We start from the raw sequence: 25,321 nt of genomic DNA, 5'->3' as shown, positions 1-25,321 counted from the left end.
TTAACGATCATTAATAGTACTTTTCCGATCTTAATTAGAGTCGTAGTTATGAGAACTACGGTAGACAGCAGGGGTTTGATCAGTGAGTTTCTTGAAGAAACGCGAGAAGTAGGCAGGATCTTTAAAGCCCAGATCAAAGGCTAACTCTTCGACACTACCACGGGTGAACACCAGACGGCGCTTGGCTTCCAACAGCAATCGCTCTTGCACCATCGCCTTGGCGGTTTTACCCACCTCCTGTTTACAGAGGCGGTTAAGATGATCAGCAGAGATACCGATAAACGACGCATACTGCTCTACCGACAGGTGGTCATAAAGGTGTTGTTCGATCAGCTTCCGGTATCTTATTACCGGTTTGGCGGCTTGAAGTGATGGTGCGCTGTCGGCATCAGTCACTAGCAAACGACGCAGCTGCATCAACGTCGCTCGGGCTAACCACTCTGAAACCAGAGAATGCCCCATATCGACAGAGGCCAGTTCCCGCTCGATCATTCCTATATAGCCTTGAATCTCCTGGACAATACGCTCCTGGCCCACCAAAGAGATCACCGATGCACCAGCAAACAGGGAACCAAAATAGGGTTCACAACGCTCATAGGACTCGTTGGTCAACAGCGGTTCTGCCAATGTCAGCACGACACCCTCAGTTTCGGGCGAGAATCGAAAGCCGTGTACAACGCCGGCTGGCAATGAAATCGCAAAGGGGCCTGTGAGAGACTGTTTTTGATCATCGATGGTCACTTCAGCCATGCCATCAAAGACAAAAATGATTTGGAACATCCGTCCATGTCGGTGTGGTTGGATCGACCAACCATTATCACGACTGCGGCTCGCGATGTTCTCAACATGCACAAACACCGGATCATCGATATTAGATTCACCGTAGAGCCCAAACTGGGGAATAGGGTTCATGCTCGTTGAGGCGGTCATGCTTTTACTGAGCCTCAGCTCGATTCGATAAACGAGTCAGCATATCGACCAGTAGTTCGCGCTCTGAATCTTGTAACGGCTCATAGAAGGCCTCTTCGTTAGCCTGCACCTTCTTCTCTGCCGCTTGGTACCACTCGTTGCCATGCTCAGTCATTCTGAGCGCATAGGATCGTCTGTCATTCTCGGCAGCACAACGCTCTAGCAGATTCATTTTTTCTAGCTTATCGATCGCTGCGACCATAGCCGAACGGTCAGTACCAAGGGTATTCGCCACTGCGGTCTGCGTCAGGCCAGGGTTGCGGTAAACAATTTCCAACACTGAAAACAGACCTGGACTGATGCCTAACTCAGCACAACCTTTGGAAAACCCATTAAAGGCAGCAAGCTGAGCACGACGCAGGTGGTAACCCAGGGAGCTCCCCAATAGGCCAAGATCCACATCTAATTCATTTTTACGTTTTGAACGACTCGCCATTCTTTACCCTTAACACTAATACAGCAGCTATAAAGCACTTAAAAAGATAGGGATATTGTAAACACACTTTGTACTTAAATTAAAATTGTTTAGTTACTAAACAGTTTTAGACCAAAGCATATTGCTGAACCCTTTAATTGTTTATATGATAAACAAATATCAGACAGACACTGTGCTTCATAGCACCCAAACAAAATGAGGCTTCTTATGAGCAACTACACTTACATCCAGTTCACTGTTGAAGACGGCATCGGCCACCTACACCTTAACCGTCCTGAGAAGAAAAACGCGATCAACGACGAACTGTGTCTTGAGATCGAACAGGTATTTATCACCATGCCTGAAGATGTACGTGTCGTGATTTTCTCGGGTGCTGGCCCAGAGTTCTGTTCAGGTCTTGATCTTGCGGAACACAAAGCACGCCAAGGCCTAGATGTTGTTAAGCACTCAAACATGTGGCACCGCACCTTTGGACATATTCAAAACTCAGGCCTTCCAGTAATTGCCGCTATGCAGGGTGCTGTTATCGGTGGTGGCCTTGAGCTAGCAACCTGTGCACACGTTCGTGTTTCTGAAAAAGGCACTTACTACCGCCTACCAGAAGGCCGCCACGGTATCTTCGTGGGTGGTGGTGCATCACGTAACGTTGCACGCGTTATCGGTGCCGGCCGCATGACTGAGATGATGCTAACGGGTCGTGATGTCGACGCTGAGGAGGGCTACCGCCTAGGCCTATCACACTACGTTGTTGAAAATGGCCAGTCACTGGAGAAAGCAAAAGAGCTAGCAGCACACATTGCCACCAACTCACCCTACTCAAACTGGGCTATGACAACAGGCCTTCGTCACATCGACAGCATGTCTCATGACGACGGCATGTACACTGAGTCTCTACTTTGCGGTATTACACAGACTCACCCAGACGTTGTTGCTCGTCTAGAGAAGTTCCTAAACCGTAAAAAACAGCCACAGCAGTAAGCGGCCGGAGTTCACTATGCAGATTGCAGATAAACTATTTCTAGTGACTGGCGCTGGCTCAGGCCTTGGTGAAGCAGTGGCACGTCGTCTAAGTGCGATGGGTGGCAAGGTATGTATCGCAGATATCAATGAAGCAGGCGGCAACCGTGTTGCAGCCGATTTGGGCGACTCGGCGATCTTTTGTAAAACTGACGTCTCTGATGAAGCTTCTGTAAGCGCGTGTATTGAAGCAGCAACAGCTAAGTTTGGTGCACTCTCAGGGGTTGTTCACTGTGCTGGTGTTGGCGGTGCTAAACGTCTGGTTGGCCGTGATGGCCCACACGACCTTGCGAGCTTCCAGCGCATTGTAAACATCAACCTAGTCGGTACATTCAACATTGCACGTTTGGCTGCGAACGTCATGCAGAACAACGAACCAGGTGATTCTGGCGAGCGCGGTGTGATTGTCAACACGGCATCGGTTGCTGCATTTGATGGTCAGATTGGTCAGGCGGCTTACTCTGCATCTAAAGCCGGTGTAGCAGCAATGACACTACCACTAGCGCGTGAACTAGCGAAACTTGGCATCCGCATCATGACGGTTGCTCCAGGTCTATTCCGCACACCGCTGATGGACGAACTACCTGAAGAGGTTCAGGCAGCGCTTGGGGCATCTGTACCTTTCCCTTCACGTCTTGGTAATCCAGATGAGTTTGCAATGCTTGCACAGCAGATCATCGAAAACCAGATGTTAAACGGTGAAGTGATCCGCCTTGATGGTGCGATCCGCATGGCCGCCAAATAATCATTAAGCAGAGGTCAGTTAACGATGAGTGACTATCAAGCTCCGCTAAAAGAGATGCAGTTTTTGGTTCAGAACGCTGTTGAAAATACCGGTCTGAACGCCAATGAAGCTTTGGCTGATTTCGATGCCGATACTGTGGCAGCCATTCTAGAAGCGGCCAGTGAACTGGCTGGAAAATCGCTTTCGCCAATGAATGCTGTGGGTGACAACGAAGGTTGTCGCTTTGAAGATGGCAAAGTCTTCACACCTACCGGTTGGAAAGAGGCGTTCGATCAGTTCGCAGCAGACGGCTGGATGGGCCTAGCCCTACCTATGGATTTCGGTGGTCAGGAGCTGCCTAAATTCATCGCGCAGCCTGTTAACGAGATGTGGCATAGCGCTAACCTTTCGTTTGTCATGTTCCACGCAGTCATTCAGGGCTGTAGTGAAATCCTAATGAAGTTCGGCACGGAAGAGCAGAAAGCGCGTTACATCGAGAAGTTCATCACCGGCGAATGGACTGCTGCCATGGCTTTAACTGAGCCTAGCGCTGGTACTGACTTGGGTGAGCTCAAAACCAAAGCGATTCCTCAGGATAACGGCCAATACCTAATTAAAGGTCAAAAGATCTACATCACCTACGGTGAGCACGACATGACTGAGAACAAGGTTCACTTTGTTCTAGCTCGCACACCGGATGCGCCTGAAGGTAGCCGTGGCATCTCTCTATTTGCTGTACCCACTTACCGTATTAATGACGATGGTTCACTGGGTGAATTTAACGACGTTGTCTGTACCGGCATCGAACACAAAACCGGTCTACACGGTAGCCCGACCTGTTCAATGAGCTACGGTGACAAGGACAACTGTTTCGGCGAATTAGTCGGTCCAGAGAACAAAGGCTTGATGGCAATGTTCATTCTGATGAACGAAGCTCGCCTATCTGTCGGTGTACAGGGTGTAGCTCTTTCTCAAATCGCATATCAGCAGGCGTGTGAATATGCACTTGAACGTCCACAGGGTCGTCACTTTGCTACTGGTGAGCGTCGCGTAGCCATCGCACAGCACCCCGATGTTGCGCGTATGTTAATGACCATGAAGTCATTTGCGACTGGTCAGCGCGCGTTAGGTTACCTAATCGCGGCACTGTTCGATCAATCAGAACACGCAACGGACGAAGCTGAAAAAGCTGCAGCAGAGTCGCGTATTGCACTACTCACTCCTATCTTTAAAGCCTTCGCGACTGAACAGGCCAACCTAATGACCGGCACCGGCATTCAGGTATTTGGCGGCATGGGCTTTGTTGAAGAGACGGGCATTGCACAGTTTATGCGTGATGCTCGCATCACGACCATTTACGAAGGCACTACTGGTGTTCAAGGCAGCGACTTGCTGTTCCGTAAGATTCGTATGGATAAGGGTGTAGCACTGACTCAGTTACTTGAAGAGATCGATGCTGTCGCTAATGAGCTCACTACAAACACGGATCTTGCCAAACTGGGCCAGGACCTTACCGCAGCAACCGCAGCCGTTCGTGACACCCTCCCTGCCCTGCTGGCTGAAGAGGCTGATCTACTGCAACTGAATGCTGGCGCAGTCCCAATGCTGGATGCACTGGGCTTCTTACTGACAGCATGGCAACTTGGCGAGATTGCATTGAAAGCAACTGCTGAACAGAGCAACGATCCAGAGTTCTTTGGCAACATGATTGCGCTAGCCAAGTTCTACAATGCGCACCAGTTACCTCAGGTGTATGCAAAAGTGGCTAACTTCAATTCCGCAGCTGACGGGATTGCGGACTACAAATTTGATGCTTAACGCTTAGATGCATTAGGCATCAGGAGATAAAAATGACTGCAGAATTTCATTCAGTAAATATCAAGGACTTCGGCGTGACGATAGAGAACGCTGCCGAAGGCGTGCAATACGTCACCAGTGCAGAGCCATTGGCTGATTACCCAGTTAAGCTAACCGATAAACTGGTTCACTGGGCTAAAGAGACACCAGACACTGTACTGATCAGCCAGCGCGGTGAAAATGGTGAGTGGGAATCACTCACCTTCGCACAGACACTTGAGCGTGTACGTTCAATTGCCAGCTGGATGCTGTCGCAAAACCTGAGCAACGATCGCCCAGTGGTTATCCTGTCAGGCAACTCGACAGAACACCTATTGGTTGCTCTAGCGTCGATGTACATCGGTGTACCTTTCTCACCCATCTCGACTGCATATTCGTTAATCTCGAGCGACTACGGCAAACTGCGTCACGTCTTTGACACACTGACACCGGGTCTTATCTTTACCGATAACCTAGGTCCTTACCGTGATGCCATTGACGCGGTTAACATCGATAAAGCACCAGTACTGACCTGTTCAGCAGACCACGCAACGGATGGCTTAAGCTATGATGTGACCCACCTTGACCTGGCGCTCAATTGCGAAGCTTCAGCAGAAGCTGACGCAACACACGCCGCTCTAACTGGTGATGCGATCGCAAAGTTCTTATGGACTTCCGGTTCAACCGGCATGCCAAAAGCGGTGATCAACACTCAGCAGATGATCTGTGCAAACCAAGAGATGGTGCGTTCGGTCTACGCATTCCTGAAAGATGAGAAGCCCGTTATTCTGGATTGGCTACCATGGAACCACACCTTTGGTGGTAACCAGAACATCGGAATGGCGATCTACAACGGTGGTACCTTCTATATTGATGAAGGTAAACCGGTACCGAAGATGATTCACCACACTATGGAGAATCTAAAAGAGATCTCACCAACCATCTACTTCAACGTGCCTAAAGGCTACGAGTTGATGGCGAAAGAGCTAAAAGCGAACCCTGATATCGCTAAATCGCTGTTCAAAAACTTGAAGATGTTCTTCTTCGCCGGTGCTGGCTTAGCTCAGCACGTCTGGGATCAGCTTGACGAACTTTCGGTTGAACACACAGGTAAGAAGGTTCCAATGGTGACCGGCCTTGGCGCCACTGAGACGGCACCGTCTGTCCTGTTCGCATCCGTTGAAGAGTCCGCTTCAGGCGTTGTCGGCAGCCCAGCCCCAGGCATTACACTTAAATTGCTTCCAAACGGTGACAAGACTGAGATTCGCGTTAAAGCGGTTACCATTACTCCAGGATACTGGCGTAACGAAGAGCAGACTAAGAAAGCGTTCGATGAAGAGGGCTTCTACTGTCTAGGCGATGCGGTTAAATGGATCGACGCGAACGAACCTAACCGCGGCCTTCTGTTTGATGGCCGTGTCTCTGAAGACTTTAAACTCGATACCGGTACTTGGGTCAGCGTAGGCACACTGCGTGCTTCACTGATCCACCACTTCGCACCTTACGTGCAAGATGCGGTAATTTGTGGTCGTGACCGTGGTTACATTGCAGCGATGATCTTCCCAGACTGGGCTCACCTTCAGGCGCTGGTTCCTGGTGGCAAAGAGATGGACAACGAAACATTGGTTGCTCAACCTCACGTTAAAGAGGTGATGGCTGAACGTCTTGAGCAGATGGCGGGCACCAGTACCGGTAGTTCAACACGTGTTAAACGCATCACAGTACTGTCTGAACTGCCATCGATTGATGGTAACGAGATCACTGATAAAGGCTCAATCAACCAGCGCGCTGTCATGGCTCGCCGTGCTGATATAATGGAATCACTATACGTTGAGTCACCCGATGACCACGTGATCTCACTTTAAGGGGATAGAGAATGATTAATCTAGACGAAATCATCGCCATCGACTTCCACACACACGCGGAAGAGCCCTGCTCTTGTGATCGTGATGATGGCTACTTTGAGTTCCAAGAAGCCTTTGCGAAGTACTTCAAGAACCCCGCTGGCCACAACATGATGCCATCACCCGATGAGACAGCGGCTTACTTCCGTGAGCGCAAGATCGCATCGGTTATCTTCCCTGTCGACGCAGAGCGTAATACCGGCTTTAAGCGTTACGAAAACGAAGAGGTAGCACGCATCTGTGCTGAGAATGATGACATCCTCATCCCGTTCGCCTCTATTGACCCAGCTAAGGGCCGCTTAGGTGCTCGTGAAGCGCGCCGCCTTGTACGTGAGTTTGGTGTGAAAGGCTTTAAGTTCCACCCAACCATGCAGGGCTTCTACCCGAACGATCGCTCAGCGTACGTTCTATACGAAGCGATTGCTGAAGAGGGTGCTATCGCCCTATTCCACACCGGCCAGACCGGTGTGGGTGCGGGTGCACCTGGTGGCATGAACATGCGTCTTAAGTACTCACAGCCGATCTACCTTGACGATGTTGCTGCAGACTTCCCAGACATGACCATCGTTATGGCACACCCAGCCTTCCCATGGCAGGAAGAGCAGCTGTCAGTACTGACACACAAGCCAAACGTCTACATGGATCTATCTGGTTGGTCTCCGAAGTACTTCTCACCAATCCTGCTGCAGTACATGAACAGTATGCTTAAGAAGAAGATGCTGTTTGGTTCTGACTGGCCTGTCATCACACCTGATCGCTGGATTGCTGACTTCGAAAAACTCGACGTTAAAGAGGAGGTAAAACCTCTGATCATGAAAGAGAACGCTGCACGCATTCTCGGTTTGAAATAACCTTTCAAACTGACAAAAACGGGCCTCTAGGGCCCGTTTTTTATTGTCTGAACTCACTTACTGCACTGCTTATTTGTCATACTCAATCAAGAAGGCTTGGAGTTTAGCCAGTTCGATCGGTTTAGAGATCACGATATCAGCGCCGGCCTCTAACATAAGATCGGTCTCTGCGCCGATGGTGGCTGCCGTCAGACCGACAATGGGGCCAGTATAGCCTCTCTCACGCAGCCCTTTCACTAGACCGTAGCCATCCAGTTCCGGCATAAAGATATCAGACAACACCAGATCAAAAGCACCCTCGGCATAGGCGTCTAGGGCCTGTTGGCCATCGCTGTTAACAACCACACTAGCGCCCTGCTTTTTCAACATCTTGGCGGTTAGCATCTGGATGACGTTATTATCCTCTGCCATCAAGACTCGCTTACCCTCCAGTGGATTATCGATCGGCACTGGAGTTTCACTAGTCTGTTTGGATAGATTGACCACTAACTCGATCACAAATTCAGCGCCGCCCTGTTCAGAGGTTTCATAATGAAGATCCCCGCCCATCAAAGCCACTATCTCTTTGCAGACAAACAGACCCAAGCCAGTTCCCTCTGCGTTAGTGTCACCGCGTTGATATGCCTCAAACAGAGTATCTATTTTAGAGTCAGAAATACCCTTACCGTTATCTGAGATTCGAATCGTCAACGCCTTGGTGTGATTCCCTTTTAGTTCGCCACTAGCATGGAGTTGAACCTTATCCCCACCCGAGTGAATGATGGCGTTTTTAATGAGGTTCGCTATGACCTGTCTGAGCAACGTGGATTGGATATGAACCGATTCACTGGTTAAATTCGATAAGTCCGCGGTAAGTTCGACACCCGATCGCTCTGCAAGAGCCGATAGGTTTGCAACCTGAGCCGTGAGCATTTCATCTATCACAACATCTTTAAACGCGGCTTTCGCCATACGTTCTGGCTGTGCCACAGCTCGCAAAGTATCGATTACACCCAACAGATGCTCAATATTGCTTTCGACAAGGGCTTTATCCAGCGTCTCTCCCTCTTCAAGATCATCGAGCATCATCTGCAGACTGGCCGCAGGGGTGCGCAATTCATGGCCAATTACGGCGTACATCTGGGCCTGGCGATCCTGTTCTTGGGCGAGCTTGGACATTGCAGTTTCAGCTTGCTCACGGGCCTCTACCTCGTCCGTAACATCCACTGAGGCCCCCACATAAAATGGACGACCCTGACGACGCTCAAGCTTCTCGAAGATACGAATCTTATGAACGGAGCCATCGCTAAAGATATGATCAACCGTCGACGTTGCAAAGTATCCTTCAGGTGCGGTTTTACCCCGTTCTATATGCTCTAGCGCACCAGGCCTTGAATCCTCCGTGAGGCCTTCAAGCATTCGCTCTTGTGAGATCTCACCGACTTCGGGATCAACCCCAAAACGTTCGCACAATACCGAGTTCGCATGCATAACGCCGTTTTCGAGGTCAAACTCATAAAGACCAATCTTGCCTTGATCGGTAATCAGCTTAAGCTGTTCCGCCTGTTTCTCGGCCTGCTGCTTAGCTCGCACTGCCTCAGTTATCTCAACCGAGGCACCGAGCGCATGTAGACGACCTTCTCGCATCTGTGTGGTGGCAGTGACGCGCACATGGATCAATTCACCATCATCTTTGTAGTAGGGGTGTTCGAAGGTGGTTACTCCACCTAGACCCGCCTCTATAGCTCGCTGCACATTGCTTTCAAATTCAGGGCGAGCATCGGCTGGGATACTGGCGACTATCTCAGCCATCGGAAACGCCGGCGCATCCGCTGGCAGTCCGGCGCGCTGTTTCAGAAGTGCATTAGCGTCTATCAGACCGCGCTCAAGATCCACCTCGAAGTAGGCGACCTCGCCACTCATCGCTAGCAGGTTTAACTGTTCCGCCTGTCTCTCTGCTTGCTCTTTGGCCTGCACCTCATCGGTTATATCCAGCGAAAGGCCTAAGAAACTTGTGCGACCGTTCAGCTCCCGCTTGATGCGTGAAACGCGCATGTAATGAAGATCACCATTAGCAAGGTAAAATGGATGCACAAAGGCCTGCAGTTCGCCATTCGGTGACTTCGCTAAGACTTCACGGGGCGTTTTGAAGGTTGCGCGAACCTCTTCCGTTTGGTGAGCATAGAATAGCTCTATGTCACGCTCTGACTCTGAGTGTTCAACCCCTAAACGCGCCGATACCTCAGAATTACACTTAAAGGTGCGAGTATCTGGGAAAAATTCGATAAGCCCAACGCCAGCAACATTTGAAACAAGATTGATTTGATCGGTTAAGTCTTCGGCCTCTTTGGAGAACTGAACCTCTTCAGTAATATCAATTGAAACACCGATAAATAGCTTTTCACCCTTACGTTCTATGGACTGACCGACCACTTTAAAATGACACAACACTCCACTTGGCTGGATACGCATATCGTGAACAAAATTCGTATGAGTGCCTACCGGACCTTTGACTAGTTTATCAAAAACTTCACTAATAGCTGCCAGACTCTCCTCTGGAAAGCAGTGCGTATAGTCGCTAAACACTATCGGGGCATCAGACTTCGACAGACCGAATCGAGATGAATTGACGGCATCCCCTTTTAAAAGCCCGGTTTCCAGACCGTATTCAAAAAAACCGATGTTAGCCTCAGATGAGACCACCTTTTGTCGAGCACTTTCCTCTTCAATCCATTTATTAGAGTTCATATGTTGACTTAACAGTTGAAACAACACCTCAAGCCCAATGATCGTCAACCCGGTAAAGGTGACGAACTGAAGCAGCACTCGAACCACTGACAGATCAAAGATCAAAACGGCAACAGCGCCTACCAAAGCATTAATACAAGCCAAGAGAGCAAAGACCGCAAAACGAGGAAGCAACATACACATCAACAGTGTGATGATCAGGCTGTAGGTATAACCGACCGTTGGGTTTGAATAACGAAGCGTTGCCACTGCACCCGCTATAAAGATAACCAGGATCGAAATCATTAGTCGGTGCTGATAACGCAGCGGAATAGAACGCAGCGACGCGATGATCAAACAGATGAACAAGACACCCTGGGCCATCACTGGCCCGAACGCACCATCAATAGCGATAGCGCCCCACAGGCTCAGCACAAGTGCTGGCAGCGATAGCAACACCATAAAAAAGGCGACTTTAATCGCTAACTTGTCATAAATCGTTTTTGAAGCACTGTTCATATATCAACCAACTTTTAACTATTTTGCGTTGCAAATTGCAAATACATAGAGAGAATTTGCAAAATAACAAGGCTCATTTAAGACAGATGGAGCTAAAATAGCTTAATAAAGCCCTAAATAGAGCTAAGCAATTTTCAGGCCAACTTATCCTCAACTAGAACGCTTTTGATTAAACAGCATCAAACCAAGCGCCAACGCAACAGTCGGGAAGATCACCAGATTAAGTACCTGCCAACTGGTCGAGTTGAGCAGCAAACCGGACATAAACGAGCCGACCGCCACAATGGAGAAGATCAAAAAGTCGTTTAAACCTTGGGCAACACTCTTATCCTCTTCCGGAACACTTTGCGCCACCAACGCCGTCGCACCAATGAAGCCAAAGTTCCAACCGATACCCAACAGAATCAACGAACCCCAGAAGTGGGTCAGCTCCAAGCCAAACAGCGCAATTAATCCAGAGAGCGCAATGAGTAGAAGCCCTATGGCTGTGATACGCGCTTTGCCATACTTAGCCATTAATTTCCCGGTAAAGAAGCTCGGCGCGAACATCGCCAACACGTGCCACTGAATTCCCAGCGCCGCTTGATGTACCTCGTGACCGTGCGAGACCATGGCGATCGGTGCAGCGGTCATGACAAAGGCCATTAGGCCATAGGAGACCACACCGGCAGCAACCGCTGTCAGATAGGCGGGGCGCTTAAGCAGCGCCAGCGCTTCCAACTTTGAGCCACCCGACTTCGCTTTAGAGCCGGACTCCACCGGTTTAAGCTGAGTCAGCAGTATAATGGCCAACACACCCAGCACTGACATCGACAGGAAGCTACCAGCATATTGCGCTTCTAGTGCCCCTTCGGTCCAGACAACGACCTGTGGACCAATAATCGCAGCGGCTAGACCACCAATCATAACGCGTGATATCGCCTTACCCTGCTCTTCACTCGCCACCCCTTCGGTAATGGCAAATCGGTAGCTCTGAACATGCGCTGCGTAGAAACCCGCCAAGAAGGTGCCGCTACAGAACCAGATAAACGACTGATTGATGATTGACGTCCCTGCCACAATTCCTGCCAATACGCAGACCATGGCGGCAAACAGATAAGCGGCTTTTCGACCGAACTGACGCATCATAAAGGCCGCCGGCAAAGTACTAAGCGCAACCCCTAAATTGAACAGAAACACCGGCATGGTGATCAGGTCTTGCGGTGCATTAAGAGAGAGGCTGACCAGACCGCCCAACGAGATGATGATTGGCGGAGTCGACGCCCCTAGTGCTTGCGCAACGGGGTAGAGTTTTACATTGGTTGAAGCAGAAGACATAAGATTTCCTTAAAAGCACTAGTGCTGTGTGCGATAACAGGCTAAGTTCTCATATAGGGATTAGTGTTACAAGAAGGATTTACAGCCCATGGCACGTATAAAAATTGATATGCCCGATAACTACCTATTTTCAACGGTAATGGATGTTCGTATAAGCGATATCAACTACGCAAACCATCTAAGTAACGACAGTGTGCTGAGTTTTGTACACGAGTCACGTACCCGTTTTTTGCGACAGTACGGGTATACAGAGTTGGACGTGGAGGGGTTAGGCATCATCATGACCGACAGCGCCATTGTCTACAAAGCGGAAGGCTTCCATGGTGACCAAATTCAGATCGACATCACGGTCGGGGACTTCAACAAGTATGGCTGCGACATCTTCTATCTGATGACTAACAGAGCCACAGCCGTTGAGATAGCCCACGTAAAAACTGGCATCGTCTTCTTTAATTATGACGCACGCAAAGTGGTGGGATTACCAGAGGCGTTTCGGGCTAATTTGTTGAAAGAGGCTTAGCCATGCAGTTAATGCTCTCACATACCTCGCCCTATGCACGGGCGGTGCGCATCGCGATCATGCTTAAAGGGCTAGACTCAGAGTGCAGCATGGTTTGGGTTGATCCCGCATCAAACACTCCTGAACTGGTTCAGGCCAACCCCAGTGTCAAAGTCCCCACGCTGATTCTGGATGATGGCACTACCCTGACCGAAACCCTGCTGATCATGCAGTACTTGGAGCGCCGCGCACCCAACCCTCCGCTTTTTCCCAATGCTCAAGCCATTCAAGAGATGTCGCTGGCAGGCAGAGCCATCGGTTTACTCGATGCAACCGTCTGGATGATGCTCTTTAACAAATCACTGGCGACTGACGAGAACCGTAACAGCGTACTACCTACTCGTCGATTACGAGCCATTGAACGCCTGTTAGATGAGCTCGCTGAACACCCGCCAAGAGTCGTTGGAGCCACGCCTGGAATGGGCCAGATACTATTACTGTGTGCGCTTGAATACTTAGAGTTTCGCTTTCCAGAAATGAACGCGACCGAAAGAGCGAAACTGGTAGAGTGGTGTAAGCCGTTAAAAGCATCTGAGCCGTTTCATCTGACCGAGTTTTATTGACGGTGTCAGCGAGCTCCCAAGGTCTTGGTGACTGGCTTCAGCCTGTCATCCGCTCACTACAAACAGTGAATCTCTGGAAAAGGCTGCAACGGCAGATGACAGGCTAAAGCCAGTCACTTTCCGATCAGAACATTACTCGTCCGGTGGGTATTCGTAGCTGTGTGCAAGGTTTTCGAAACGGGTGTACTTGCCGATAAAGGCTAGTCGAGTAGTACCGATCGGGCCGTTACGCTGCTTACCAATAATGATCTCAGCTACCCCTTTCTCTGGCGAATCTTCGTTATAAACCTCATCACGATAGATGAACATGATGACGTCGGCATCCTGCTCGATCGCACCGGATTCACGGAGGTCGGAGTTCACTGGGCGTTTGTTAGGGCGCTGCTCCAGAGATCGGTTAAGCTGCGACAGTGCGACAACCGGACAGTTCATCTCTTTGGCTAGCGCTTTCAACGAGCGGGAGATCTCTGAGATCTCGGCGGTACGCCCTTCGCTCTTACCGGTCTTAATCTGCATCAACTGCAGGTAGTCGACCATGATCATGCCGATCTCACCATGCTCACGCACAATACGACGGGCACGGGTACGCATCTCGTTAGGGCTGATACCCGGCTGATCGTCGATATACAGGGGCTTGTTCTTCAACATGTTGACGGCCGCTGTCAGCTTAGGCCAATCATCATCTTCCAATTGACCGTTTCGCACACGCGTCTGGTTGATACGACCAAGCGATGACAACATACGCGTCATCAACTGAGCGGCAGGCATCTCGAGGCTGAAGACTAGAACCGGTTTATCGTCCCCCATCAGGGCGTTTTCCACCAGGTTCATAGCGAAGGTGGTGTTATGGACACAAATATCTTCAGCGACAAAGTTGTGTAGTTCAGGGACGGTTAAATCATAAACCTGATCATTTCCAACATAATCGATCGAAACTATCTCATCCCAATATAGATCAGAACTAGAGAGACTCATCAGATAGCTATCATCAAAGAGCTCTGCATAAAAACGAGCTTTTTGGCGACTTAACGAACGCTTACTTACACCCTGTAAATGTGGATTAAATCCATTCGGACACTCTAACCCTTTCTGTGCAAATAGATCTGGCCAGCTCTGCTCGCCTTTCAGTTCAAGGATATAGTCGTTGACTGAATCCGGCAGTGCATCTCGGTTTGTGTGAGATCTTTTTAATGACAACTCAGCTTTGGCATTTGCAAGACGATCCTCTTTACCAATCATTCCTATCTGAGTGATAAAGGTTTCTATCGATTCGCGCGAAATCAGCTCAACTTCGAACTGGTCACGCTTGTGGTGCGTCTTAGTTCTTAGCTTGGCAACTATTCCAAAACGCAAAAGCAAATGTTGGATATCACTCGCTAGGGATTCACTGGCACTGCTGTAACTAATCCGAATCTGCCCAGTTGAACTGAATGAGACTCCACCATCACATGCAAAAATACGATTTAGGAAGAGCTTCAAATGACTTTTTGGCAAGCTAAAAACTGCTTCTGGAATAACCTTATCATGCGCTAAACAACCCCAAACACCCTGCTCTTTCAAGAACACTGTCACCGGGTTAATTAACGTTGAACCAGACTCATAAACCTCATAGGTCTCCTGCTGGAACTCACTTCCAAAAACATCACAAAGGGACTGGTAACCTAATGGATTTGGCACAGAAACGGCATTACGCCAGGCACTAATTGTCGACGGCTGGAGTGATAATCTATTGGCTAACGCTTTACCTGAGAGTCCAAACCTTTGCATCGCGTTTTCTAAATATGCTGCAAATCTAACTCTCATTAGATTGGTATTTTCAGAGCGCCCAGAAACACGGTAGCTTGGCGCACGATGATCGTAACTGGTACGAGTCACCTTAGCCGAATTAAACTGTTCAACGGCCTGTTTAAAGTCAGCAACAATGGTTTTATTTACATTAGTAAAGATGGGGTTAGTTTGCGTGGTACCGCCATCGCTCAAGAAATAAGCCAGGGCTTTAACTTGATACTCTGGCAAGGGTGTCGAGCCAAAAATTGGCAGCGCCCTTGGCACACCAATTTTTTCACCAATGGATATATCGGCTAGTTTTTTCCACCCTTTACCCGTTAAAAATGGGTGAGTTAACGTTGTTTTAATCGAGCGACCGAGTGCGGTTTTGACTTCAAATACAGGTTTAATGCCATCATCCACAAATTGTGAAGCACGGGCTTCCACTAACTTAAACTGATCATTAACTGAAGTAACTGCACCATATTGTTCGGCAACCATCTCATCGATCGTTAATCGTGAGCCCGTTTTCGGGTCGACTAATCGTGAACCTGAAACAATGCACTTACCCATCGAGGGCCTTGCGGCAACGATGATCAGATCTGACGGCTGCAGACCACCGGTGCGCTCGTCCAGGTCATCAAAGCCAGTCGTTAGGCCGGTGAGTGCATCGCCATTACTGAACAGTTCATCGATACGTTCAACGGCCGCTTTAAGCAGCGGGTTAACCGATTGAGGGCCACTCTGGTTGGGACGGTTCTCTGCAATTTGAAAGATCTTAGATTCCGCCTCATTCAAGACCTCATCGGCCGAACGACCATCTGGGAAGAAGGAGGCGTCTGAGATCTCTGTCGAGACCGAAATCATCTGACGCAGTAAGGCACGATCGCGGACAATCTCTGAGTAGGCTCGAATGTTGGATGTACTTGGCGTGTTGCGCGCAAGATCAACCAAATACTCTAGCCCGCCAGCACGTTCCAGCTCACCGGTACGGTCCAGCTCTTCAGAAAGCGTGACAACATCGATCGGACGGCCTTGATCGATCAGCTTCTGCATGGTGCGGAACATCATGCGATGCCCACCGGTGTAGAAGTGCTGTTCCAGACAGACTTCCGACACAACGTCCCAGGCGTTGTTGTCGAGCATCAAGCCACCCAGCACCGACTGCTCCGCCTCTATCGAGTGAGGGGGTACTTTGGCCTGTGTAAGATCGTCGTCTTGGAAATCGAGCATGGTCTAATTACTGCAGAAATAAAATGATTAGAGCAAGTAACTATACCTGTTTAGGCATAAAAAAACCGCGCCGAAGCGCGGTTTTTTTTAAGAAAGCGTCTGATTACTCAGCAGCGATCTTAAGGTTCACTGTAGCAGATACTTCTGCGTGTAGTTGAACAACGATTTCGTATTCGCCAATGTTACGTAGAACACCGTTTGGAAGACGAACTTCGCTCTTCTCTACTTCAGCACCAGCCGCAGTGATCGCTTCTGCGATGTCACGTGCGCCGATAGAGCCGAACAGTTTACCTTCATCACCAGCAGTAGCTGTGATAGTTACTTCTTTGCCTTCTAGAGCTTCACCGCGTGCAGTCGCAGCAGCAAGTGCTTCAGCAGCAGCCGCTTCTAGTTCAGCACGACGCTCTTCGAAGCGTGCAACGTTGGCAGCAGTTGCAGAAACTGCTTTACCTTGTGGGATCAGGTAGTTACGACCAAAGCCAGCTTTAACGTTAACTTTATCGCCTAGTGCACCTAGTTTACCGATCTTCTCGAGGAGGATAACTTCCATCTCTCAAACCTCATTTAGGCTGCAGGTATACCTGCAGTAAAAAATTAAACAATCACCCAAAGATAGCTATAGAGCTATCAATCACTATTAACGGTCGTGACCGTCAGTGTATGGAAGAAGTGCTACGTAGCGAGCGCGCTTGATAGCAGTAGCTAGCTGACGCTGGTACTTAGCTTTAGTACCAGTGATACGGCTAGGTACGATCTTGCCAGTTTCAGTGATGTAACCTTTTAGGACGTCTAGATCTTTGTAATCGATCTCAGTAACGCCTTCTGCAGTGAAACGACAGAACTTACGACGACGGAAAAAACGTGCCATCTGAATATCTCCTACTTAAATTATTCTTCAGAAGCTGCTGCTGGAGCAGTTTCTTCAGTTTTAGCTGGCGCTGGACGCTCTTCGCGACGAGGCTTACGCTCTTCACGTGCTTCAGCAGCTTTGATTGGAGATGGCTCTGTGATCGCTTCTTTAGTGCGAATAACCATGTTACGTAGCACAGCATCGTTGTAGCGGAACAAGTTTTCTAGCTCGTCCATTACAGCTTGAGTAGCTTCGATGTTCATAAGAACGTAGTGTGCTTTGTGTACATTGTTAATTGAGTAAGCCAATTGACGACGACCCCAGTCTTCTAGACGGTGGATCTTGCCGTTATCGCCTTCGATCAGAGTCGTGTAACGCTCGATCATTGCAGGCACTTGCTCGCTCTGGTTCGGGTGAACCATGAACAGTACTTCGTAGTGACGCATTGTAGCTCCTTACGGTTTATTAGCCTTTGGATCGTCAGTGACCGGCCCCTTTACAGCCGATCTTTCCAAAAGCAAGGAGGTTGATATAAAAAAGGACGCGTGATCATACTGATCTGCGCGCCCTTTTGCAAGTCCAGTGCGGGATTATACGTCGTTGATCTCCACGCTGTGAGTAATCTCGACTCCACCGCCTTCCAACATCTTAGAGACTGAACAGTACTGTTCAGCCGACAAACGAGCCGCACGTTCAACCGCGGCCGGCTTGAGGTTGTGACCAGTCACCTTAAAAGTCAGATGGATCTTAGTGAAGACAGCAGGCACAGCGTCTGCTCGCTCAGCATCAATGGAGGCAACACAGCTAACCACATCCTGGCGCGCTTTTTTCAGAATGCTCATGACATCAACACTGGCACAGCCACCTAAGCCAACCAAGATGTACTCCATTGGACGCGGCCCAGTCTCTAAATCACGATCAATATGTGCTTCAAACTTAGAGTCGGTAATCGCTTTAAAACGCTCTTCCCCTTCCCAGCTCACTTCAACATGCATAATAAAATCCTTTTATTTAAACAGCTCAGCCAGACGTTCACCCGGCACGTCGGCACGCATAAATGCCTCACCCACCAAGAAGGAGTTAACCTGATGCTGACGCATTAGCGCCACATCGTCGGGCCCTAAAATACCACTCTCGGTGACTACAATACGATCATCAGGAATGTCCGCCAACAGCTGTATGGTGGCATCTAAGCTAACGTCAAAGGTGTGCAAGTTACGGTTATTAATACCCACTAGGGTGTTGCCCAGCGGCAGAGAACGGAGCAGCTCGTCACGATCGTGCACTTCGATTAGCACATCCATACCCAGCGATATAGCTAGGTCGTTGAGCTCTTTCATTTTGGCATCATCCAGCGCCGAGACGATCAGCAGTATACAATCCGCACCCATGGCACGCGCTTCATAGACCTGGTACTCATCGACAATAAAGTCTTTGCGAATGACCGGTAGCGAACAGGCTGCACGAGCCTGCTGTAGGTACTCAGTAGCCCCCTGAAAGAAATCAACATCGGTCAATACCGACAGACAACTTGCACCGCCGACGGCATAAGATTGCGCGATATCAGCTGGGTGGAACTGTTCACGTAGCACCCCTTTACTGGGGCTCGCTTTTTTAATCTCAGCAATGACGGCCGAGCGACCTTCTGCCAATGCATTTCGCATCGATTTCACGAAACCGCGCGGATCAGTGGCACCGCCTCGGTTCGCTTCAATTTGAGCTTTCAGATCAGTGATAGAGACCTGCTCTGAACGCTCGGCAATCTCTTCAAATTTACGATCAATAATTCGGGTTAGTACCGTTGGGATATTTGACATTAGGCTTCCTTAAACGCCTGACTGAAACGAGCCAGCTCTTCCATTTTCGCTAACGCCGCACCGGATGCGATCGTCTCGACCGCCAACTGGACACCCGCTTTAAGTGATTCAACCTTGTCTGCCGCGTAGAGTGCAGCACCCGCATTCAGCGCTACCATATCGGCTGCTTTAGGGTTGGCACCACTCATCGCTGCTCGAATCAGAGCAAGACTTTCGTTCGCATCAGCCACCTGCAAACCTTCTAAGGTTTGCGCCTCCAAACCGGCGCTTTCAGCGGTAATTTCATACTCAGTCACTTCACCGTTTTTCAGCTCTGCCACCTGCGTTGTGGTCGCAAGCGAGATCTCATCCAGACCATCATTAGAGTGAACGACCAAAGCGTGCACGGCACCCAAGCTGCGCAAAGCCTCAGCCATAGGACGACATAGAGACTCATCAAACACACCCATGAGGTAGTGCTTGGCACCCGCTGGGTTGGTCAGAGGACCCAAAACATTAAACAGCGTGCGCATCGCCAACTCACGACGAGGACCGATGGCATGCTTCATCGCACTGTGATGCTGAGGCGCAAACATAAAGCCGACTCCCACCTCATCAATACAGCGAGCCACCTGCTCTGGGTTCAGCGCCAAGTGAATCCCCGCCGCCTCAAGAAGATCTGCAGCACCTGATTTTGAAGAGACCGAACGATTACCATGCTTTGCTACAGTACCGCCCGCAGCTGCGACAACAAACGAGGTCGCAGAAGAGACATTAAACAGGTTTGAACCATCACCGCCTGTACCGACAATATCCACCGCTTGAGGGTCTGTGACGCTCACCGGCACTGCTAGAGAGCGCATAACATCGGCTGCTGCGGTAATCTCTTCTACCGTTTCGCCTTTAATGCGAAGCGCTGTTAGAAAAGCACCAATCTGTGCGTCGGTCGCCTCACCTGTCATGATCTGGCGCATAGCCGCGGTCATCTCATCACGCGATAGGTGATGCCCCGCAACAACTAAGGCTAATGCCTCTTTAATATCCATGGTATTTCCTTTCTTCGTGCTCGCAGCGCACGCGCAACTGTTATAACAATCACTGTTATCTTTTGGTGATGCTGTACGATGCCCAATCCCAATCGGGTTCGCAACCTCTTTAGAAGAAAATCCTTAGCCTTTAGGCGATCCTAGACCAATTGCATTAAATGCAGAGCGAAGTAGAGCCAAGGAACCACCAACGCCATCGAAAGCGTCGAGACAATCCAATTTGAGTTAGCCAGATCAACATCCAAATCGTAATAGGCGCTGGCCACCACTGAGTTGACCGCAGGGGGCATGGAGCTCAATATCAACACGACGCCGAGCGCCAAGCCACCGGCGTATTCGCCCAATCCAACCAACCAGGCCATAGAGAGGGTCAACAGCGGTACCAGAGTGACGCGGGTAATGGCCACTTGCAGTGAATATTTGGCGTAGCGCGCGATACTGGTCACTTTCAATCCCAAGCCGACCGACACCAGCATACTGAAGGTCCCGATCGGAATGACCCAATCATTCGCACTGTCTAGAAATAGAGGGCGGTCTATTCCGCTGAGGTTAAACAGAAACCCAAGGCTAAACGCCGTTAAAATGGCGATAAGAAATGGCTGCTTAATCACCTTAATGAGTCGCTGAAAACGAGTCAGCCCCTCACTCCCTTTACCTGAAACCCACTGCGCGACCGGATACCCCACCAGAAAATAGAAGATCTCCTCAAACAGTCGATAGAGGGTGACCAACGCAAAGCCCGCCTCGCCCAAGAAGAGGTAGACCACCAAGGATCCCATGGCACCAATATTGGTGAAGCTGGTGGTTAAGCCCATCACAGCGCGACCGGGACGATCCTGTTTATTCAATAGCCCTAAGCCATACCCCAACAGACCGCCGACTATCAAAGCAAATAGGCAGATCAAAGGCAGTGCCAGCAGAGTCGTATCGGTAAACTCGAGCACCCAGATCGCTAATAGAAAGGCGATGGGTATCATCACCATGATACCTAAATCACGCGTCACACGACTGAGTGTTGTTAACGCAAAAGGGAGCCTAATAAAAGACGCTTCAACGACTCTGCGCAGCAGGTAGCCACTGCCCAGACCAGCAAAAATAATGAACAGCGAAAAGGAGAGCTTATCCATAAAGCGCTAACCATCAATCCTTGAAAGTTAATAGCCAATTAGTGGTGAAAAGAGTCCAGTGACTCGACTACTTGATCTGGGTTGCACTCTTCAATAGGGAGCCCATGATTGTATCCGTAAGGCACTGCCAGAGCGGCTACGCCGGCAGCATGAGCGGCATTAATGTCATTGGAAGAGTCACCCACCATGAGGGATTCGTCGGCACTCACACCCGCTTTAGCCATGATATCCAGTAACTGATCAGGTTCGGGCTTACGTTTAGGTAGCGAGTCGCCACCACTGACAAAATCAAACAGATGAGCAATGCCCACCCCTTCAATTAATGGAGTGGTGAACTGCATAGGCTTATTAGTAACGACCGCCAGCTTAATGCCTTTTTGGCTCCAACGCGCCAACGCCTCTTTAACCCCAGGATAGGTACAAGCCGTCACGCCATTAGAGGCTTCGTAGTAGTTAAGAAACAACTGATAAGCCTGCTGATACTCAGGTGTCTCTTGAAGATCAGCGGGATAGTCCATGGCATCCGACAGCGCTCTAGCAACCAGCGCATGTGCACCATTACCGACCCAGGTTCGAATTTTGGCATCACCCGCCTCGGGTTTGCCAACGGCTTTTAACATCTGATCGACCGCGACGGTAAGATCTGGAACGGAATCGACTAGAGTACCATCCAGATCCAACATGATGAGTTTGGGTGCTTGATCGGCAAAGAGTCTCATCGCGTGGTAGCTAGCTCCGCACGCATAGTGTCGATGGTCGCTTTGTAGTCATCGGTATTGAAGATCGCAGAGCCTGCAACGAATGTATCGGCACCCGCTTTAGCGATCTCTGCAATATTACTGGTCGTTACACCACCGTCTATCTCCAGTCGGATATCCAAACCAGACTCATCAATACGACGACGTGCTTCGCGCAATTTATCCAGCGTTCCTGGAATGAACTTCTGACCACCAAAACCCGGGTTCACCGACATTAGAAGAATCATGTCGACTTTATCCATGACATGATCAAGGTAGTGCAGCGGCGTCGCTGGGTTAAACACCAGGCCAGATTTACACCCCCCGTCACGCACCATCTGCAGTGAGCGATCGATATGCTCAGACGCTTCAGGGTGGAAGGTGATGTAGCTGGCGCCAGCATCAATGAAGTCACCGATAAGACGATCGACAGGTTTAACCATCAGATGCACATCAATTGGCGCTTTAATGCCATGGTTAACCAGTGCCTTACAGACCATTGGGCCAATGGTTAGGTTAGGAACGTAGTGATTATCCATCACATCGAAGTGGACAATATCGGCGCCTGCTTCCAATACGTTTTCAACCTCTTCACCTAAACGAGCAAAATCCGCTGACAATATCGAAGGGGCAATCAAAAAATCTTTCATGGGTCTAACCTAGCTGTTTAATTGGGTTCATTTTAAGTCAGTGCTAAAAGAGACAACAGAAAGAAAAACTGAAGACTCTTTTAATGGGCCGTTAACTGGCTTTGCGGACCTCTCGAATCAGGTCATAGGCCGCCTGGATCTCTTGTGCCTTCTCTTTAGCCAGCTGCATCATCTCTTCTGGCAAACCTTTTGAGACCAGCTTATCAGGGTGGTGCTGACTCATCAGCTTACGCCAAGCCCTTTTTACCTGTGCATCAGTGGCACTGGCATCGACACCGAGTACACCATAGGCCTCATCGATACGCTGCTGAGTCGGTGCACCACCCTGCCAGTGCTGATGAAAACTGCTTTGCGCCTGCATTCGACGAATCAGAGCATCAATGGCATCGCGTTTAAGACCCAGTCGCTGACAGATATCGACAATCACCAAACGCTCGGCATCGCTGATTTCACCATCGGCAAAAGCCGCTGCCATCTGCAATTCAAAAAAGATCATGCGCAGGTCATTACGATGTCTAAAGACTGCAGCAAGTGGGCGCAACAGTGGATCCAGATCAAAGTCTGGGGACTTACCCTCGGTAAAGTACTCTATCGCCTCTCGGCGCTTGGACTCATCGAGCTGCATTCGATCCATCACGGAGCGGGCGTATGCGATCTCATCCTCGGTTACTCGCCCATCCGCTTTTGCGATACGCCCCATGACGGCAAAGGTCGCTCGAAAGAAGATTAACTGTGGTGCCATCTGCTTAGCTGAACGAATGCCACGCTCTAACTGAAAGCCTAAAAAACCACCAAAAATCAGACCCCAGATACCACCGGTAAACAGGCCTACCAGTGCACCTAAGACTACACCGGTACGGTATCGAAAAATTTGTTCGCCTATGGCTTGAGGATTCATCAACCCGCCTCTTTCAAAAAGGTTTCAACATCGGCAAGGCGATCCACCGTACCCACATCATTCCAATATCCGCCTAGCTTAGCACCGGCCACTTTAGACTGCTCTATCATTCTGCGTAAAAGCGGCGCTAATGCCGCTTTTTCGTTAAGCGCCAACTCATCAAACTGTGAAGGTCGTAACAGACTCACACCCGCAAAAGTCAGCTTTTCGTCACCCTGAAGTGAGACTCGCTGATCAGACAGGGCAAAGTCGCCATCGCTGTGCCAGCTTGGATTATCAACCAACCAGAGTTTAGCCAGGTCGTCTGAATCCAGAGTTAAATCCAGATCTGAGTACTCTTGGGAGAGATAGACATCCCCATTGACCAAAATAAAAGGCTGATCTGAATCTTCTGATTTGAGCATCGGCAGAGCTTTACGAATACCACCTGCCGTCTCAAGAGGCTCCTGCTCAGCTGAATATCGCAATGAGCAACGAAACTGCTCGCCACTGCCCAGTGTTCGCTCAATCTGATCACCGAGCCAAGCGTGATTAATCACAATATCAGTGATGCCCGCGCGAACCAGATTTTCGATCTGATAAACAATCAAAGGCTTTCCCAAAGCCGGTATCAAAGGCTTGGGGGTTGTTAGTGTCAGCGGGCGCATTCTAGTTCCCAAGCCCGCCGCTAAAATCATAGCTTTCACGGTTTTGGCCACTCTGAAGCGATATGCTGACCAAGCAGCTCGTGTTGACGCATGGCAGGTATCAGCCCAGATAGCGCCTCTTTTAGATCGGAGAATTCCGAATGGGTCGAAGCAGCTCGATAGAGGTATTCGAAGGTCAATGGAATATCTTTAAGGTAACCCGATTTCCCATCACGCAGGTATAGTCTGGAGAAGATACCCAACACCTTGAGCTGACGCTGCATGCCCATCAGATCGAAGAGCTTTTTAAACCCTACTGAGTCTGGCAAAGAGAAACCGACATCCATCAGCATGAGGCGGTAGTTTTCTACCCATTCAGCGACCGTTGACTCTGGCCACTCGATGTAGCTATCACGTAACAGTGACACCAAGTCATAGGTGACAGGACCGATCAATGCATCCTGAAAATCGATCACACCCAGTCCGCCATCGACTAACGGCATTAGATTGCGCGAGTGATAGTCGCGATGCACACAAACTTGAGGTTGACTGAACGCCGATTCGATCAACTGCTGATAGGTCTTCTCTAGAAGGCTATCCCAGCCCTCTGTGATGCCAAGCATCTCACCTAAGAACCACTCTGGGAAAAGATTCATCTCACGTGTCAGCACGGCGGCATCATAGTTGGGCAAGCCCTCAGCCGGCAGCATCTGAATACCCAACAGCGTCTCTAATGCCTGAAGATAGGACGCATCACCTTCGGATTTCAGGCGATCTAAGAGCTGCTGATCAGCAAAATCCTCCAGCAGCATAAAGCCTAAAGCAAGATCATCAGCCACCACTTCAGGCACATGAATGCCTTTTTCAGACCACTCTTTAGCGATACGCACAAATGGCTCTGAATTCTCTTTCTCTGGTGGGGCATCCACAGCGATTAACTCTGCTGTAGGCGTCGACGCACGGAAGTATCGACGGAAACTGGCATCACCGCTGACAGGGGTAATCTCTAGCTGGTCGCGATCGGCATAGGGCCAAACCTGTCTAGCCCAGTTTTTTAATTGCGCTTGGCGCGAACCCATTTACGTTAACCTCTGGTACTGAAGAGCGGGAATCTTTATTATAAGTGCCCAATATTACTCGACTTTTGAGGCTACTTAAACGTCGTCTCGGTAGCCAGCGGATCGCATTCA

Annotated in this window: 24 protein-coding genes; 7 read left to right on the top strand and 17 right to left on the bottom strand. The window is 49.7% G+C overall.

What is annotated here, in order from left to right; translation table 11 throughout:
* Positions 1-30: 30 nt before the first annotated feature.
* The gene (locus tag XMD564_RS07955) at positions 31-930 is read right to left on the bottom strand and encodes a helix-turn-helix domain-containing protein (protein WP_173508108.1); all 900 of its coding nucleotides are present in this window, start codon (positions 928-930) and stop codon (positions 31-33) included.
* 4 nt (positions 931-934) lie between these two features.
* Positions 935-1,405, bottom strand: coding sequence for a MarR family winged helix-turn-helix transcriptional regulator (locus XMD564_RS07950; protein ID WP_173481220.1), 471 nt, complete (start codon positions 1,403-1,405; stop codon positions 935-937).
* 207 nt (positions 1,406-1,612) lie between these two features.
* Between XMD564_RS07950 and XMD564_RS07945 the strand changes: the two genes are divergently transcribed.
* The 5 genes from XMD564_RS07945 to XMD564_RS07925 are packed head-to-tail and all read left to right on the top strand — an operon-like array spanning position 1,613 to position 7,737.
* Positions 1,613-2,383, top strand: a complete 771-nt coding sequence (locus XMD564_RS07945) for a crotonase/enoyl-CoA hydratase family protein (RefSeq protein ID WP_173481221.1) — start codon at positions 1,613-1,615, stop codon at positions 2,381-2,383.
* Between the two features lie 16 nt (positions 2,384-2,399).
* The gene (locus XMD564_RS07940; protein ID WP_173481222.1) at positions 2,400-3,167 is read left to right on the top strand and encodes a 3-hydroxyacyl-CoA dehydrogenase; all 768 of its coding nucleotides are present in this window, start codon (positions 2,400-2,402) and stop codon (positions 3,165-3,167) included.
* A gap of 24 nt (positions 3,168-3,191) precedes the next feature.
* Positions 3,192-4,964, top strand: a complete 1,773-nt coding sequence (locus XMD564_RS07935) for an acyl-CoA dehydrogenase (RefSeq protein ID WP_173484361.1) — start codon at positions 3,192-3,194, stop codon at positions 4,962-4,964.
* Between the two features lie 32 nt (positions 4,965-4,996).
* On the top strand, positions 4,997-6,847 hold the full coding sequence (locus tag XMD564_RS07930) for a feruloyl-CoA synthase (protein WP_173508107.1): 1,851 nt from the start codon (positions 4,997-4,999) through the stop codon (positions 6,845-6,847).
* Positions 6,848-6,858: 11 nt separating this feature from the next.
* Positions 6,859-7,737 (top strand): amidohydrolase family protein, encoded by an 879-nt coding sequence (locus tag XMD564_RS07925; RefSeq protein WP_173481225.1) that lies wholly within the window; start codon positions 6,859-6,861, stop codon positions 7,735-7,737.
* Between the two features lie 69 nt (positions 7,738-7,806).
* Here XMD564_RS07925 and XMD564_RS07920 read toward each other — a convergent pair whose 3' ends face one another.
* Entirely contained in the window at positions 7,807-10,962 is a 3,156-nt protein-coding gene (locus XMD564_RS07920) for a PAS domain-containing sensor histidine kinase (RefSeq protein ID WP_173508106.1), read from the bottom strand.
* A gap of 150 nt (positions 10,963-11,112) precedes the next feature.
* A complete protein-coding gene (locus XMD564_RS07915) occupies positions 11,113-12,279 on the bottom strand; it encodes an MFS transporter (RefSeq protein ID WP_173508105.1) in 1,167 nt (388 codons plus the stop codon).
* An 88-nt stretch (positions 12,280-12,367) separates the two neighbouring features.
* Between XMD564_RS07915 and XMD564_RS07910 the strand changes: the two genes are divergently transcribed.
* Together XMD564_RS07910 and XMD564_RS07905 are read left to right on the top strand one after the other, a co-directional pair.
* Positions 12,368-12,799 carry a thioesterase family protein gene (locus tag XMD564_RS07910; RefSeq protein ID WP_173508104.1) on the top strand — a complete coding sequence of 144 codons (432 nt, stop codon included), beginning with the start codon at positions 12,368-12,370 and terminating at the stop codon, positions 12,797-12,799.
* A 2-nt stretch (positions 12,800-12,801) separates the two neighbouring features.
* Entirely contained in the window at positions 12,802-13,401 is a 600-nt protein-coding gene (locus XMD564_RS07905) for a glutathione S-transferase family protein (protein WP_173483038.1), read from the top strand.
* Between the two features lie 132 nt (positions 13,402-13,533).
* Here the strand turns inward: XMD564_RS07905 and dnaB are convergent, their stop codons facing one another.
* From dnaB to XMD564_RS07840, 13 genes are all read right to left on the bottom strand, one after another.
* Positions 13,534-16,401 carry a replicative DNA helicase gene (dnaB, locus tag XMD564_RS07900; protein ID WP_173483039.1) on the bottom strand — a complete coding sequence of 956 codons (2,868 nt, stop codon included), beginning with the start codon at positions 16,399-16,401 and terminating at the stop codon, positions 13,534-13,536.
* 103 nt (positions 16,402-16,504) lie between these two features.
* Positions 16,505-16,951, bottom strand: coding sequence for a 50S ribosomal protein L9 (gene rplI, locus XMD564_RS07895; RefSeq protein ID WP_173481231.1), 447 nt, complete (start codon positions 16,949-16,951; stop codon positions 16,505-16,507).
* A gap of 87 nt (positions 16,952-17,038) precedes the next feature.
* Positions 17,039-17,269, bottom strand: a complete 231-nt coding sequence (gene rpsR, locus XMD564_RS07890) for a 30S ribosomal protein S18 (RefSeq protein ID WP_173481232.1) — start codon at positions 17,267-17,269, stop codon at positions 17,039-17,041.
* A 20-nt stretch (positions 17,270-17,289) separates the two neighbouring features.
* Positions 17,290-17,697, bottom strand: a complete 408-nt coding sequence (gene rpsF / locus XMD564_RS07885) for a 30S ribosomal protein S6 (RefSeq protein WP_173481233.1) — start codon at positions 17,695-17,697, stop codon at positions 17,290-17,292.
* 144 nt (positions 17,698-17,841) lie between these two features.
* Positions 17,842-18,246, bottom strand: coding sequence for an OsmC family protein (locus XMD564_RS07880; protein ID WP_173481234.1), 405 nt, complete (start codon positions 18,244-18,246; stop codon positions 17,842-17,844).
* A gap of 12 nt (positions 18,247-18,258) precedes the next feature.
* Positions 18,259-19,068 (bottom strand): indole-3-glycerol phosphate synthase TrpC, encoded by an 810-nt coding sequence (gene trpC / locus XMD564_RS07875; protein ID WP_173488681.1) that lies wholly within the window; start codon positions 19,066-19,068, stop codon positions 18,259-18,261.
* On the bottom strand, positions 19,068-20,093 hold the full coding sequence (gene trpD / locus XMD564_RS07870; protein WP_173481236.1) for an anthranilate phosphoribosyltransferase: 1,026 nt from the start codon (positions 20,091-20,093) through the stop codon (positions 19,068-19,070). Before trpD ends, trpC begins: the two co-directional genes overlap by 1 nt.
* Positions 20,094-20,233: 140 nt before the next feature.
* The gene (locus tag XMD564_RS07865; RefSeq protein ID WP_173494877.1) at positions 20,234-21,220 is read right to left on the bottom strand and encodes an AEC family transporter; all 987 of its coding nucleotides are present in this window, start codon (positions 21,218-21,220) and stop codon (positions 20,234-20,236) included.
* A 38-nt stretch (positions 21,221-21,258) separates the two neighbouring features.
* Positions 21,259-21,939, bottom strand: coding sequence for a phosphoglycolate phosphatase (locus XMD564_RS07860; RefSeq protein ID WP_173508103.1), 681 nt, complete (start codon positions 21,937-21,939; stop codon positions 21,259-21,261).
* A complete protein-coding gene (rpe, locus tag XMD564_RS07855; RefSeq protein ID WP_173483045.1) occupies positions 21,936-22,607 on the bottom strand; it encodes a ribulose-phosphate 3-epimerase in 672 nt (223 codons plus the stop codon). The genes XMD564_RS07860 and rpe overlap by 4 nt, the downstream gene beginning before the upstream one ends.
* 91 nt (positions 22,608-22,698) lie before the next feature.
* Positions 22,699-23,505, bottom strand: coding sequence for a co-chaperone DjlA (gene djlA, locus XMD564_RS07850; protein WP_173488683.1), 807 nt, complete (start codon positions 23,503-23,505; stop codon positions 22,699-22,701).
* The gene (gene murU / locus XMD564_RS07845) at positions 23,505-24,182 is read right to left on the bottom strand and encodes an N-acetylmuramate alpha-1-phosphate uridylyltransferase MurU (protein WP_217363707.1); all 678 of its coding nucleotides are present in this window, start codon (positions 24,180-24,182) and stop codon (positions 23,505-23,507) included. Before murU ends, djlA begins: the two co-directional genes overlap by 1 nt.
* Positions 24,183-24,187: 5 nt before the next feature.
* The gene (locus tag XMD564_RS07840) at positions 24,188-25,210 is read right to left on the bottom strand and encodes an aminoglycoside phosphotransferase family protein (protein ID WP_173481242.1); all 1,023 of its coding nucleotides are present in this window, start codon (positions 25,208-25,210) and stop codon (positions 24,188-24,190) included.
* Between the last annotated feature and the right edge of the window lie 111 nt (positions 25,211-25,321).

Source organism: Marinobacterium sp. xm-d-564, assembly GCF_013283345.1.
In the GTDB taxonomy this organism is placed as follows: Bacteria; Pseudomonadota; Gammaproteobacteria; order Pseudomonadales; family Balneatricaceae; genus Marinobacterium_E.
This window is presented reverse-complemented; position numbering and strand designations above follow the sequence as displayed.